Source organism: Apibacter sp. B3706, from assembly GCF_011082725.1.
GTDB lineage: Bacteria > Bacteroidota > Bacteroidia > Flavobacteriales > Weeksellaceae > Apibacter.
Map to the genome: position 1 here is coordinate 862214 of NZ_CP049715.1, position 13791 is coordinate 876004.

The 13791-nt window shown below is 30.7% G+C and carries 14 protein-coding genes and 1 tRNA gene; 11 read left to right on the forward strand and 4 right to left on the reverse strand.

The genetic code is table 11. The annotated features are described in order from the left end of the window. Positions 1-233 precede the first annotated feature (233 nt). A complete protein-coding gene (locus G8C41_RS03930; RefSeq protein WP_166006192.1) occupies positions 234-3662 on the reverse strand; it encodes a phage tail protein in 3429 nt (1142 codons plus the stop codon). A 14-nt stretch (positions 3663-3676) separates the two neighbouring features. Next, positions 3677-4381 carry a phage tail family protein gene (locus G8C41_RS03935; RefSeq protein WP_166006193.1) on the reverse strand — a complete coding sequence of 235 codons (705 nt, stop codon included), beginning with the start codon at positions 4379-4381 and terminating at the stop codon, positions 3677-3679. A 124-nt stretch (positions 4382-4505) separates the two neighbouring features. Between G8C41_RS03935 and G8C41_RS03940 the strand changes: the two genes are divergently transcribed. The 11 genes from G8C41_RS03940 (at position 4506) to G8C41_RS03990 (ending at position 11613) form a co-directional block, all read left to right on the forward strand. After that, entirely contained in the window at positions 4506-4982 is a 477-nt protein-coding gene (locus G8C41_RS03940) for a hypothetical protein (protein WP_166006194.1), read from the forward strand. A gap of 6 nt (positions 4983-4988) precedes the next feature. Beyond that, complete coding sequence (locus G8C41_RS03945; protein WP_166006195.1) at positions 4989-5942, forward strand: hypothetical protein; 954 nt, start codon at positions 4989-4991, stop codon at positions 5940-5942. Between the two features lie 6 nt (positions 5943-5948). Beyond that, complete coding sequence (locus G8C41_RS03950; protein WP_166006196.1) at positions 5949-6896, forward strand: hypothetical protein; 948 nt, start codon at positions 5949-5951, stop codon at positions 6894-6896. Positions 6897-6903: 7 nt separating this feature from the next. Further along, positions 6904-7800, forward strand: a complete 897-nt coding sequence (locus tag G8C41_RS03955; RefSeq protein WP_166006197.1) for a hypothetical protein — start codon at positions 6904-6906, stop codon at positions 7798-7800. A gap of 38 nt (positions 7801-7838) precedes the next feature. Beyond that, the gene (locus tag G8C41_RS03960; RefSeq protein WP_160564335.1) at positions 7839-8249 is read left to right on the forward strand and encodes a hypothetical protein; all 411 of its coding nucleotides are present in this window, start codon (positions 7839-7841) and stop codon (positions 8247-8249) included. Position 8250: 1 nt separating this feature from the next. Then, complete coding sequence (locus G8C41_RS03965) at positions 8251-8640, forward strand: hypothetical protein (RefSeq protein ID WP_166006198.1); 390 nt, start codon at positions 8251-8253, stop codon at positions 8638-8640. A 3-nt stretch (positions 8641-8643) separates the two neighbouring features. Further along, positions 8644-9084 (forward strand): M15 family metallopeptidase, encoded by a 441-nt coding sequence (locus tag G8C41_RS03970; RefSeq protein WP_166006199.1) that lies wholly within the window; start codon positions 8644-8646, stop codon positions 9082-9084. 4 nt (positions 9085-9088) lie between these two features. Next, positions 9089-9658, forward strand: a complete 570-nt coding sequence (locus G8C41_RS03975) for a hypothetical protein (protein WP_166006200.1) — start codon at positions 9089-9091, stop codon at positions 9656-9658. A gap of 255 nt (positions 9659-9913) precedes the next feature. Then, positions 9914-10207: a hypothetical protein gene (locus G8C41_RS03980; protein WP_166006201.1), complete on the forward strand. Its 294-nt coding sequence runs from the start codon at positions 9914-9916 to the stop codon at positions 10205-10207. After that, entirely contained in the window at positions 10204-10740 is a 537-nt protein-coding gene (locus G8C41_RS03985; RefSeq protein ID WP_166006202.1) for a hypothetical protein, read from the forward strand. Before G8C41_RS03980 ends, G8C41_RS03985 begins: the two co-directional genes overlap by 4 nt. 111 nt (positions 10741-10851) lie before the next feature. Continuing rightward, positions 10852-11613: a DUF5131 family protein gene (locus tag G8C41_RS03990; RefSeq protein WP_166006203.1), complete on the forward strand. Its 762-nt coding sequence runs from the start codon at positions 10852-10854 to the stop codon at positions 11611-11613. A 654-nt stretch (positions 11614-12267) separates the two neighbouring features. Here the strand turns inward: G8C41_RS03990 and G8C41_RS03995 are convergent. Together G8C41_RS03995 and G8C41_RS04000 are read right to left on the reverse strand one after the other, a co-directional pair. Further along, positions 12268-13398 (reverse strand): site-specific integrase, encoded by a 1131-nt coding sequence (locus G8C41_RS03995; RefSeq protein ID WP_166006204.1) that lies wholly within the window; start codon positions 13396-13398, stop codon positions 12268-12270. A 167-nt stretch (positions 13399-13565) separates the two neighbouring features. Beyond that, positions 13566-13652: transfer RNA gene (locus G8C41_RS04000), tRNA-Ser, on the reverse strand. Between the last annotated feature and the right edge of the window lie 139 nt (positions 13653-13791).

The window sequence follows — 13791 nt, forward strand, 5'->3', positions numbered from 1 at the left end:
TGCTCTTATTTTGTATGAGTTAACCCTTGTTTGACTTTTAATTATGGCAAATTTGCCATAATTAAAAGTCGGGTTATTTAAATAATGAAAAATAAAAGCCTTGTAGTCATAGAAAAGGACCGCAAGGCTCCTAAATTGTTAAGATGTTATTAACATCTTGTGTAAAGATCAACACAAAGTTAACAACTATTTTTATACTGAAAAATAAAAAAAATATAAAAATACTATCTTTTTTAAATTATTTGAACCCATTTATTGTACACAAATATTAATATGGCGCTGTTAGCGTTTAAAGCAATTCCATCTTGTAGACCTCTTTTTAAAGTTGAAATTTGATTTCCATTTCCGTATATTGAGCATGAAGAGATTGCACGGAAAATAAGTAGTTGTCCTTCTTGCGGTTTATTTGGAAGATATATTCTGTCACCGTTATTAGTTGAAAATGTAAAGCAGGAAGTTTCATGAAGAGTAAATGCTCCATTAAGAGCAAACGTACTAAGGTATAGTCCTTTCGCTTTTAAAACTTCGATAAAAGCACCCCATGAGGGAGCAGGATTGTTGCTATGGTTTCTTGAACTAGCATAAAGCCCACATATACCCCATTCATTCCAATATTTTTGATCCATGGAAGCGTCCCCTTTTACAATTAAAGCGGCCTTAAATTCAACACGATCATTATTTGTTTTAAAAACTGTTTTTCCTGCTCTGTTAATTTCTATTCCTTGAGATCCTACCGTAGTTTTATGACCTTTAGCGTTTGCAATCATAATTTCTCCAATTTCAGAGCTTATATTTATCTCGTTTATAGTACTCTCCGTTGTGTTTTGTTCGGTATATATTTGAGAATCGTTTTTAAAATTTATACCACCATTAACCCCGTTTAATTGCGCCTTAGGAGATCCTTCTGATGTTTTATTTTGTGAAGTGATTTTACCGTTTTGGATTATCCAATCCCCGATATTAGCGTTTTCGGCCAATAAAGTATCTGTAGCGACACTTTCAAAATTAGCGCCAAAAGGAGTCCATTTATGGGCCGCCCAGGGCCAAATATTAGAAAATTCGCCGGCATCAATATTAGTCATATAATACATATCAATAAATTTCACCACTTCAACAGTTTGTCGAGTACCCCTATAAACCGTATGATCTTTATATTCACCCCTAAAAACTAATGCAGGACCGTTATAACCGTCCTTTCCGTCTATACCATCTTTTCCATCTTTACCGTCCTTACCGTCCTTACCGTTTAGTCCGTCTTTGCCATCCGTTCCATTCCTTCCATTTGCACCATCCTTACCATTTGTCCCGTCTTTTCCGTTATAGCCGTCTTTACCGGATTTAGATATAATAGTCCAATAAGATCTGTTGGTGGGCGTATTTCCAGGGTTGGCCTCTTTAATCATTCGATAAGAAGAACCTAAATAAGTAACTTCATCACCCACGTAATATTTTTTCGAGTTATCATATTCGCCCCTATATACTCCAATAACATTTTCATCTCCTGAAGGACTTTGTACTATAGTACCTTTAATAACCAGTTTTCTGTCATTATTTCTGTTCCACTCAATACACGCATTATCGTCTCCAAATTTAAGGTGATTGTTGTCCAGGTCTATAAAAGAGCTTCCGTCTGAAGAAGTAATTTTTCCGGTTCGTATAAATTTACCGTTTATAGTAGTGCTTCCGTACGTTAGAGAAATTGAGCGTACATTGTCTTGTACTGAATTTAAAACTCCGACAATGAAATGGTAATAGGTAGAGTCATCATCAACTCTAATTTGATCTTGAGAAAAAATAAGAATTCCATTGTCCCCCTTTTTTTCACATCGGGCATATATATAATAAGCATTAGTATTAGTTAAATTGGTAGTGCCAGACCCTAAATTCCAATATTTGATATCTTGTTCAATTGCGTAGTGTACCAAGCTGCCGCCCGTAACCTTTATAACATTGTAATTACCTTGATAGTTTGCCTCCAACAGAGTGTTCACCAGGTCAAACTGCATAGATTTTGCACCTACCGATAACATCATGGTGTCAATACTTCCAGGCTTAATTTTTTCGGTATAATAATTACCCTCGGGGTCAAATATTAATCCTTTCAATTCTTCAGTATCTCGCCAATTACGTCTAATTCTAGCGGGATCTTTTAAATTATTTACTTTGATAATTGTATCGTTTTTAATCACATTCTCCAATATGTTTGTGATTATATTGGTTTCTACCGTGTCTGATATAGTCAATTCATATTTATAAGGGTTTATCAGGTCTCTTGAAAATGAATTTACTCGTATACTTTTATTAACATTAATATCTTCATCTTTAATTTTTATTAAATCTCCGGCTTGGAAAAAATTGGTTATCGATCCTTCTCCTTCTCTATTCTTTAAAAATAAAGGATCAATAATTAAAGAATATTCTACATAAGGTTGTGAATTTTGTTGATAGTATTTTTCACCCTTTTTTAGTAATCTTTGTTCCGCATCATCAATGTAATTCTGAGGTAAATTTATATTTAATAATACATACGTATCTCCCGGCATTATTTGAAAGGCGGGACTTTCTTCATTGGGTAACCTTAATCCTCTATCATCGTCAAAAGGAACTAAAGAAAACATTTTTTGTTTATCATCGTAAGAGTGCACGTCAAACTCATAACCCGCTAAATTACCGGTTTGAAAATGTACTTTAGCGTTAGCCCCCTCAATTAACCAAAGAGAACCTTGATCATCTTTTTCATTCAAATTAAACATTTCCTCATCGCAAAATTGATAATATTTACCTCCTAAAGAAGTTACTTTGCCCGTGCGACATGGATAAATATCGTCAAAGTTTACGACATTTTCAATAATTCCGAACTTATTAACGGCTTCTTTTTCTTCTAAATAAGAGGTTACCTTGTTTTTATTCGGTAAACATAGTTTGGTTTGACGATATTTTGTACTTAAATTCTTAGTCCCCCCGTAAACAAATAATCGAGTTACCAAAGATTTATTACTGCAATTATTTCTTGATAAATTATATAATCCACCCATTTTGCCATATTCAAAGGTGAAAGGATAGGTGTTTCCAACAACTTCTTTAATGTTTATGGTGTGGTATTCAGTTGAACTTATTATTTCAAATTCCGTATCATATTCTTGACATAAGCTTTGCAACACCTGGAGGCAATTTTGTCCATCAAATGAAAGGTTTTTATATTCTGTATTTGTAGGACATTCACCCAGCCTCCAACGTTTACCGAAAACTCTTTGTGTATTAGTAATAATAATTTCCGCAAATCCCCTTAAATCAGCTACTAAATAATCTCCTTTTAGGTCTATGTCCCCTTTACTTTGAGGAATAAGAAACGTACATTTTAATAGATCATATTGCAAGGATTCAAATTTAACTTGGTAGGTAAATTTCCTTGAGCTTTCTTTGACTATTGAAGGAATAGAATTTAATTTATAAATCTTATCGAATACATATATATAGTCGTTAATCCTAAAGTCAATCGGAGTAGCACTAATTATAGTCATGTTAACTATATCATCACTTAATAACGTGGTAATTTGTGTTGCTGTTGTAACCTGAGATACATTTGTTGATGAGTTTAAATAATATGAGCGAACTACGCCATTATGTTCTCTATATACAGTAAATTGTAATTTATTTTTCATATTTCTTTTTATTATTAGATTCCACGAGTCAACAAAAAACAATTATCAGGATTAGAAAAATATAGCTTATCAACTCCTTTATTACACGTTAAAATTATATATCCCCTGTTTTTTAAATTATTTGAGGCGTTAAAGTAAACGGTCAGTTGATCGCTTCCTTCTCTTAATAATATCTCTTTTCGTACAGACATGATCTCTTCTTTGATGGTGTATAGTGTTATAAAAGTATTTTTCTTAATATTGTTAAAATTAAATTTCACCTCTCTAGTTTCCTGTAAAGTGGCATAGGTCAATTTCATGGGTTCGGGCTCTGTAAATTCAAGAGTAAACGTTGAAAAAAATGTTCCATTACGCCATTTTTTTGTATGGTTTATTTCTCCTGAAAGATATACTGCATATACAAGCGGTTTTGAATAAGGGAACTCAATAACCAAACTTACTAGTCCTTTACTATAACTACTTAAAAACAATTTATTTAATTGTTGAGATTTTGAAATAAAATCTTCTTCATTGTTGCATTTCATATAGCAATTAAGTTTAATTATCCTCGCTTCAAAAACTCTGTTAGCTAAATCGACTTCGATACCGTGTTCATCCGGCCAATTGGCTATTAAAAGCTCTTTAGGTTTAGGCATATCCGTTAGTCCGAAAGACTGAGAAACTACAATACCCAAGTCTTTGCAATTAATGCCATTAAATTTATATGTGATTGAATTCATGTTATATATTTTATTCAAAAATATTTCATTCAAAAATTCAGGGAGGTTATCGTTAGAGATGATTACTAAATAATTACTATACACGATAATAAATCGTTTTTCTTAGAATTATTTTTGAGAAAAAATGCACGAATTTAATTCATACGAAGAAGAGGAGCTTAAAAAATCTCATTTTCAATTTAAAAATAAGAATGAGAAATATAAGTTACCGTATCCTAAAAGATACAAAGCCGTAAAGATAACGGGGAGTGGCTCTAATCATGAATTTGTTGAAAAAATCAAAGTGTATTCTATTGATTACCCTAATGAAACCCTGTTAATTGGAGGTTTAGATGAAATCATGGTAAATAAAAAAATCTTTACAGATTTACAAAATCTTTTAGAAGAATTAAATAAAATACTTTTTAAAAAAGGAGGAGGGAGGGTAAGTGAAAACAACGGAACTGCTACAAGCGGGACTTTGGAAGAATTAAGAGCAGGAGTATCCACAACCTCTGTTTTATGGGCTCCTTTAGTGCTTTCAACCTGGTTAAAAGAAACCATTAATCATCAAGAGGAAGATCCCTTAAAAATATATCAAGAAGAATTATTAAAAAAATAAAAAACTATGAGCTTATTATACCTACCCGAATGGCTTAAAAAAGCCAATGAAACCTTTAAACAATTAGGTAATAACATTAAAAAATTATATGAAATTCTTAACAACAAAGTAGACAAAGAAGCTGGAAAAGGCCTTTCAGAGCAAAACTTTACCAAACAAGAAAAAGACAAACTAAAAAGTCTTTCCAACAAATATTTAGGAACTTATGCTTCCTTTGAAGCCTTGTGTGCGGCTTATCCCGAAACCGAAACCAACGCCCAAAAGTGGAACCCTTCCAAAGAAGGCGGGTTTTATGCCGATGTAGACGAAGGAAAAGGCAAAAAAGTATCTCGTTACATTTGGGACACTAACGATTTTACATGGACTAAACAGGCGGGAACATCTACCGCATTAACGGCATCCCAAATAAAGGAAATGTACGAGTCCAATGCAAATACCAATGCCTTTACCGATAAAGAAAAACAAACGGTAAACACGGTAGAAAAAGATATCGAAAGTTTAAAAAACGTCAAAATTGGAACAAGAAATTTACTATATGTAGGAAAATCCGAAAAAGAAAAATTATTTGGATATATAAACAGTGACGGTTCAGTAATGAATGGTGAATATGATATTTATACGGATTTAATTTTAGTTGAAGATTACAAAAAATTAACCGTTAAAGTATGGGAAAAACCCCTTACCGGTTATGCCTCTCTTGCCTTTTACGATAAAGACGAAAAATTTATTAAAAAAGTAGATTTTAAAGGAAATACATATACTGAAAGCACTGTTGATATACCTGCTGATACCTTTTATTTACGAATATCAACCCCGCGTCCATTAACTAAAAAAGGAAAATACAAAGTAGAATTTGGAGACAAAGCAACCGATTATACGGCCGCTCCGGAAGACTTTGTGCTTGACACCGAAATAGAAGACCCCTTAAAAATATATCAAGAAGAATTATTAAAAAAATAAAAAACTATGAGCTTATTATACCTACCCGAATGGCTTAAAAAAGCCAATGAAACCTTTAAACAAATAGGTAATAACATTAAAAAATTATATGAAACTCTTAACAATAAAGTAGATAAAGAAGCAGGAAAAGGCCTTTCAGAGCAAAACTTTACCAAACAAGAAAAAGACAAACTAAAAAGTCTTTCCAACAAATATTTAGGAACTTATGCTTCCTTTGAAGCCTTGTGTGCGGCTTATCCCGAAACCGAAACCAATGCACAAAAGTGGAACCCTTCCAAAGAAGGCGGGTTTTATGCCGATGTAGACGAAGGAAAAGGCAAAAAAGTATCTCGTTACATTTGGGACACTAACGATTTTACATGGACTAAACAGGAAGGAACATCTACCGCTTTAACGGCATCCCAAATAAAGGAAATGTACGAGTCCAATGCAAATACCAATGCCTTTACCGATAAAGAAAAACAAACGGTAAACACGGTAGAAAAAGATATCGAAAGTTTAAAAAACGTCAAAATTGGAACAAGAAATTTACTATATGCAGGAAAATCCGAAAAAGAAAAATTATTTGGATATATAGGTGATGACGGTAAAATAATGAACAATGAGCGAGATATTTATACTGATTTTATAGAGGTTAAAGACTACTTGAAAATAGTCGTGAAATGTTGGAGTAAGCCTTCAGGAGGACACCCTGTCATAGCTTTTTACGATAAAGATAAAAAATTTATCAAAAAAGAATATTTTAATGAAAATACTTATTACGAACTGATACTTGATATACCTGCTAATACCTTTTATTTACGAATATCGGCCCCGCGTCCATCAACTACAAACGGGAAATACAAAGTAGAATTTGGAGACAAAGCAACCGATTATACAGACGCACCGGAAGACTTTGTGCTTGATTTCCAAACAGAAGATCCACTAAATGTTTATCTAGAAGCCTTAAAATAATTAAAAGATGAGCTTAATAAACCTAAAATCTTTCTGTCAACAAACTAATCAAACTTTTTCAGTAATAGCAAAGGATTATAAAAGATTCCGAACACATGTCAATAGTATGTTTGAGTCCTTAACAATCGGAGGTCGAAATATTCTATGTGAAAAAAAATGTTTAGAGGAAAAACGTTTTGGTTATTTAGGTGAACAAGGAGAAATAATTACAGATGATAATTATATATATACTGATTATATACCGGTATATGATTATGAATATATTACAATAAAGTTATGGGGAGGTAGTAATAGAAATTTTAGAGCTTCGTTATCTTATTATCAATCTAATAAAGAATATGCAGGCTCACGAACACTTCCTTCTGATTCATATTCAGTAAATACGTTTAATATACCCGGAGTGGCATATTTCGTAAGAATATCCGTTCCTCATCCTAGATTTCAAGTCAAGTACAAAGTAGAATTTGGAGATAAAGCAACCGATTATACTCCTGCCCTGGAAGATTACCCATACTTAAATCAAAAAATTTATGACAAAGAAACTCTCAACTGGAATTTTCATCCGAAAACTGACGTAATTTCTTTTTTAGCTGTAAAAGAAGGAGGCTTGGTTGTAATTACGGCAACAATATACATTAAAAACGCCGAAGAAAAAGAGGTAATAACCTTATTTAAAGTCCCGGAAGAATTGAAAGGCAAGACTGATGTAAACCAATTAATAAATGTCGTTCGGTTGAGTACAATCATGGGTAACAGAAGTACCCTCAGAGAGCTAGATTATTTCTGTGAGAATGGTAGCGTAACTATTTCTAATACTAAATTCGAAGGAGTTAATGATTCCTTTAACGATTTCAAAGACAGTAAAGTACGAATAACTTTAACGTATCCCTGCTTAAAAATTTAGAGACAGCCCGTAAGTAATTGAGAGAAAATAAATATGAGATGAAAGAAATAATAGATAAAATAATGTCTTTTGGCGATTGGTTTATAACCAACGCTTTCAAAAAAGAATTTTTATTTCTGTTAGTCTGCGCCTTAATGCTCATCCCCGCCTATATATTCCACGATGAGTTGGAAGATAAAAAAAGAGAAAAGATAGAATGCGACAAAAACAGAGAAGAGGAAAAAGACGAGTATTATTTAGAACTGAAGAAAAAAGATGAAAAATACGATGAACTGGAAAAAAAGTACATAGAACAAAACCAAAAATGTTATGAGAAATGGGTGGAATACTTAGGCGAAACCAAAAAAGAATATCACCATATAACTAAAGATATTCAAGATAACGAAAAAATAATTAGAGAAGCAAACGAAGCTATTTTAAGACTAAAAAAACTAAAAAAAGAAAAATAGTATGAAACTAAAATTTATCATATCGGCCCTTGTAGTACTCCTTTTTTGTTATTTACTCAAGCCTTATCCTTTAGAGTATAAGACGCATCACAGAAATACAGAAAGCAAGAAAAACCGCTTTGCTGTTTCTGAGTTGCCGAATATCGATTCCATAAAAACCATAACAAGCAAAAACGTAACCAGCATCAAAGCGAAAAGGAAACAATTATTGAATACGGAGGAAAGAAAAAACAAGGTACTGAACCAACTTAAAAATGAGTTGGCCTTTGCACAAAAAGAAATAGAAGAAGACAGTAAAAAGCAACAAGAAGCCGCCGAAGAAAATCTAGTAAAAAATCAAGACAAAGCCCATAAAAAAAGAACAAGAAAAAACAAAACATCAAAAAATTAGAATATGAATAAATTCAGTAGCAGGAGTTATAAAAACTTAAAAGATATACATCCGGACCTGGTAACCGTAATGGTAGTGGCCATACAAAACAGTCCTTACGATTTCACCATAACTCAAGGGCTGCGGTCCACTCAAGAACAAAAAGAACTTTTTGCACGGGGGAGAACCAAGGCGGGCAAAATTATAACCTATGCCGATGGAGAGAAAAACAAGTCCAACCATCAAGCAAAGGCCGATGGTTACGGCTATGCGGTAGACTTATATCCTTATTACAATGGATCCGTACAAACAGGAGAAAAAGGAGAAGGACCGGAAGTACGAAAAAGATTAAAAGCCATAGCAGAACACATAAAAAAAGCGGCCAAAGAATTAAAAATTACAGTAGAGTGGGGGGGCGATTGGAAGATGTGCGATGACCCTCATTTTGAGCTGAAAAAACCTTAAACCAATGAAATCTAAAGAAAAATTCATATTTACCGTTGGAATGCTCGTGATGATATTTGCCGCCTGTTATACGTCTTATAAAGCCGGTAAAAGAAAAGTTATCACTAAAACACAGCAAAAAGAAATTAAAGTTTCAGAAAAAAAGGTAAAAACTTACAAAAAAGAATATGACAGCCTACAGAAAGAATACGATAAGTTGGAGCAGGTAAAACAAGAAGTAAAAAAAATATACCTGAAAGGGAAAGAAAAAATTACGCTTATTACAGAAGAACGGATACAGCAATACAACGATACCCTTTGCCAAAAAGATGTCCAACAATTGAAAGAACAAGCGTATCAATGCGATAGTTTAGTAGACATCCAAAACATTCAATTAGAAAAAAACAAACACCAATTAAATTTGTCAAAACTAATTATCGATGAAAAAGACAAAGAAATAGGGATTTACAAGAATAAAAAAAGCAAAATAAACCCCGTTGGTATCGGTATTTTTGGAGGCTATGGCACCGACTTTAAAAACGGATGGACACCAACCGTTGGCGTTGGTATAAGCTATAATTTTATAAGGCTTTAAAAATTAATCAATAAAACGAAATAATTATAACTTCTATTCATTTGTTTTTTTGTTAGATGGGCTTATTGAAACCAGTTATTTAAGCGTTTTAATAATATATAAACCATTAATTATATTAAAAACTATTTTAAAAAAATTATTTGATTATATTAGTACTACAACTTTAAATATTAAAAAAACAAATAAATATAATGTTATTTTATACTTATTTTATTTAGATAAATTTTTATCTTTGCATTACTTTTCAATTGTACTATGAAAAATTATGTGCTAGATGGCGTAAAGTTTCAAATTGAATATCTGTTTGCTAATTTTGGAATAATTATAGCATTATTTGTTGTAGGTTTTACAATAGGGTATCTTTTTAAAAAATATATTTCCGATAGTGATTTTAAAAAACAAATAAATTTAAGGATACAAGAAAAGGATGAAACAATAATGGATTTGAGATATATTATTTATGATAAATTAAAAGAAGTTAAGGTTGAAAAGAAAGATTATTTATTTTTTAAAAGGTTAAAAGAATTTTTTAAAAAAATTAAAACATGAATATATTAATAACAATACTATCTTTAGCACTATTAGTGTATATGTTGCTCCATCAATATATAAAGCAAAAAAAGGAAGTGTTAATATTGAAATTAGCTTCCGATTATGATAAGATGGAACTTGCCTATATAAAAAATAAGAAAAATTTAGAAAAAGAAGACATTGAATTTTTAAAAATATTTAAGAATATAGTTGTTAATCCTGAATTTCTAGACTTTAAAATAAAATTAATTATTTTTCTAAATTCTTTGGAAGATCAAGAGTATGCAAAAGATAAAAAGAATTTAAATGAAGTAATTAAAATTCAAAATAAAGAATTTTTAAAAGCTTATGATCAATTTAATGATACATCAAAAAAACTCACAATCTTAAGTACTTATAGTCTTTCCGTTTTAATTTTTATTACTAAGCTTATTTTTAAATCCATGGTAAGAAATGGTTTTTCTAGTTTAAAGGTAAATTATAAAAAACATCTATCAGAAATTAAAGATGTTTTAAATAATAAAGATATTCTTCTCTCAAAATGTGAGTAATTAATTTATCATTCTATCAATTTTTTCATATCATCAACCACTTTTTTACCCATCATTTTCTTGGATAAAGATCTATTTATTTCTATCTTTATAAGAGATAACTTACTTAAGATGAAAACAAAAATAGAATGGACAGAGGCAACATGGAATCCTTCAACAGGTTGTAATAAAATAACAGCAGGTTGTAAATTTTGCTATGCTGAGGTAATGGCAAAAAGGTTACAAGCAATGGGAACTCCGGGATATGAAAATGGATTTGAATTTACTTTAATGCCTGAACGGTTAGAATTACCAAAAAAAATAAAGAAACCAACAAAATTTTTTGTGAACTCTATGAGTGACCTTTTCCATGAAAAAATGCCATTTCACTTTTTAGATAAAATTTTTAACACTATACGTGAAACACCTCAGCACCAATACCAAATTTTAACTAAAAGAGAAAATATATTAAAACAATATTTTGAAAATAGAACAATTCCTGATAATGTATGGCTTGGAGTAACAGTAGAAGACGCAAAAACTAAATATAGGATTGATATTTTAAGAAAAATTCCTGCTAAAATTAAATTTTTATCTATAGAGCCTCTTATAGGCTCTGTTGGTAAATTAGATTTAACAAATATTGATTGGGTTATTGTTGGTGGCGAAAGTGGAAACAAAGCAAGACCTATGAATCCTGAATGGGCAGAAAAAATCCTAACACAATGTAAAGAACAGGGTGTAGCATTCTTTTTTAAACAATGGGGAACTTGGGGAGAGGATGGAATAAAGAGAAATAAAAAGATTAATGGCAGTTTACTCTCTGGAAAAGAGTGGAAAGAAATGCCTGAAATTTCCAAAAAATTTGAAAAGAAATCATTAACATTAATATAAGTTTTTAAATCATTCTAAATTATTTAATTTCAGAGTGATTTTTTATATTCTAGAGTAAAAATTTTTGTAAGAAAGAAGAATTATTTATACATTTATGATATGAGTTTATTTGAAGTATAAATAATTTTTATTCTTCTTAATTAAAAAAAGCCTAATTTCAATAATTTAGGCTTTTTTTTATGATGTTATAAAAGAAGTTTTCTACTAATTCTTAATATTTTTATTAAAGATTATTTTGAAAAATTTAGCGCTACAACTTTAACAAATATATATATATTATTAAATAAAAATGACTAATACTTTAAATAACTAATTTGTTGTTTAACGAAAAATACAATTATCTTAAATAAGCAGGTTTAATTTTAAAAAAAACATCTGTTTATTAAATAACTTAGTTTGTTCTTTGAATAAGATTTTATTATAAAATCAAAATTTCGATAATATTTTCTTTTATGGAATCTAGATTTTTTAACTTACAATCTTAAGTACTTATAGTCTTTCCGTTTTAATTTTTATTAGTAAACTTTTTTTTAAATTCCTGGTTAGAAATGGTTTTTCCAGTCTAAAGGTGAATTATAAAAAAATAATATCAGAAATTAAAAATGTTTTGAATAATAAAGATGTTCTTCTTCCAAAATTTGAGTAATTAATTTATCACTCTATCAATTTTTTCATATCATCAACCACTTTTTTACCCAACATTTTAGCGTAGTGTTGTGTCTGTTTTAAATTAGAATGGCCTAAAGCTCTGCTTACTGTTTCAATAGGCATACTTTTATTAAGTAAATACGTGGCAAAAGTATGACGAGCAACGTGACTGGTAAGTTTTTTAGTAAGTCCGACATATTCACCAACTATTTTTAAATAATCATTATATTTTTGATTGCTTATTTTAGGTAGTTTATAATCAAATTTTTTTAACACCCTTTCGGCTTCCGGTAAAAGTAATGATATAAAACTTTCATCGGTCTTTTTTCTATTAGACCGAATAACTTTATACCCGTCCAGTTCAACGATATATTCACTATTGAATAGTTGAGTGTCGGCATATGACATACCGGTATAACATTGAAATAAAAATAACTCTCTGACTCTGTCAATTTTAGGGTTATCAAATTCAAATAAATAAATACAGTCAACTTCATTAGGAGTTAAAAATACAGGCTTCTTAGACTTACCTTTTGAAATTTTAAATAAATCGTAGGGATTAGATTTACAAAGTCCCCTTTTAATCGCCTCATTAATATATCCCTTAAACAAACTATGACGTTTGTAAAGAGTAGGGGAAGATTTAATAAACTGTCTTAAATACTCATCAAAGTCTAATAAATTTTTGTAGGTTAAATCAGCAAATACTTTAATTTTTCCAAAGTCTTCAAGCCTTCTCAAAAACGATTTATTATATTCTATGACAGATAAAGACGGATCGCGCCGTTTTAATTCAGAATAAATAAATTCAACTATTGAATGGGTTAAAGATTCATCTTTATTCCAGTTTTTGGCATCTTCTAAGGAATTGCAGTTTTCCGATAAAACAAATGCCTCAATATTCCTAAATATTCGATGAGCCTTAGCGGTTATAGCAGATGCATTAGGATGGTTTTTGCAGGTAAATCCGTTTTTGGATGTAAATTCAGATGGTTTTAATCTAATGCCTGTAGATATAAATATACGGTTTATGGTTTTGTTCTGCCTTACTTCAATATGTAATAGCCCGGTTTCTTTACCTTTATTCTTAATTTCATTTTTCCTGTCGAATATAAAGCGTAATGATAAGCTATCCATGTAATTATAAATTTGATTAAAGGTATCAAAAAATTTGATACTTTTTTAAAAAAAGGTATCAAAAAATTGGCAGAATATGGCAGAATATGGCACAGATAAAAAAACGTAAAAAAGGGCTATAAACTGCGTAAACACAAGAAAACCCGCTTAAATAGCGGGTTTATTAGCAGAGAGGATGGGATTCGAACCCACGATACGGTTACCCGTATACTACCTTTCCAGGGTAGCCTCTTCAACCACTCGAGCACCTCTCTGTTTAGTAGAGCGCAAATATAGAAATATTTTTAAATTGAACCAACTATAATATAATCTTTATTAAAATTAAGTTTTATCGGGATGAACGTTTAAATTTATATTTCATTAAGAAATTAATAATATAGATATAAAACTATA

What these genes read in the sequence shown, in the direction of transcription:
- G8C41_RS03975 (WP_166006200.1), top strand. Translation starts at nt 9,089, where the DNA reads ATGAAATCTAAAGAAAAATTCATATTTACCGTTGGAATGCTCGTGATG.
- G8C41_RS03945 (WP_166006195.1), top strand. Translation starts at nt 4,989, where the DNA reads ATGAGCTTATTATACCTACCCGAATGGCTTAAAAAAGCCAATGAAACC.
- G8C41_RS03930 (WP_166006192.1), bottom strand. Translation starts at nt 3,662, where the DNA reads ATGAAAAATAAATTACAATTTACTGTATATAGAGAACATAATGGCGTA.
- G8C41_RS03990 (WP_166006203.1), top strand. Translation starts at nt 10,852, where the DNA reads ATGAAAACAAAAATAGAATGGACAGAGGCAACATGGAATCCTTCAACA.
- G8C41_RS03960 (WP_160564335.1), top strand. Translation starts at nt 7,839, where the DNA reads ATGAAAGAAATAATAGATAAAATAATGTCTTTTGGCGATTGGTTTATA.
- G8C41_RS03935 (WP_166006193.1), bottom strand. Translation starts at nt 4,381, where the DNA reads ATGAATTCAATCACATATAAATTTAATGGCATTAATTGCAAAGACTTG.
- G8C41_RS03995 (WP_166006204.1), bottom strand. Translation starts at nt 13,398, where the DNA reads ATGGATAGCTTATCATTACGCTTTATATTCGACAGGAAAAATGAAATT.
- G8C41_RS03970 (WP_166006199.1), top strand. Translation starts at nt 8,644, where the DNA reads ATGAATAAATTCAGTAGCAGGAGTTATAAAAACTTAAAAGATATACAT.
- G8C41_RS03950 (WP_166006196.1), top strand. Translation starts at nt 5,949, where the DNA reads ATGAGCTTATTATACCTACCCGAATGGCTTAAAAAAGCCAATGAAACC.
- G8C41_RS03955 (WP_166006197.1), top strand. Translation starts at nt 6,904, where the DNA reads ATGAGCTTAATAAACCTAAAATCTTTCTGTCAACAAACTAATCAAACT.
- G8C41_RS03965 (WP_166006198.1), top strand. Translation starts at nt 8,251, where the DNA reads ATGAAACTAAAATTTATCATATCGGCCCTTGTAGTACTCCTTTTTTGT.
- G8C41_RS03980 (WP_166006201.1), top strand. Translation starts at nt 9,914, where the DNA reads ATGAAAAATTATGTGCTAGATGGCGTAAAGTTTCAAATTGAATATCTG.
- G8C41_RS03985 (WP_166006202.1), top strand. Translation starts at nt 10,204, where the DNA reads ATGAATATATTAATAACAATACTATCTTTAGCACTATTAGTGTATATG.
- G8C41_RS03940 (WP_166006194.1), top strand. Translation starts at nt 4,506, where the DNA reads ATGCACGAATTTAATTCATACGAAGAAGAGGAGCTTAAAAAATCTCAT.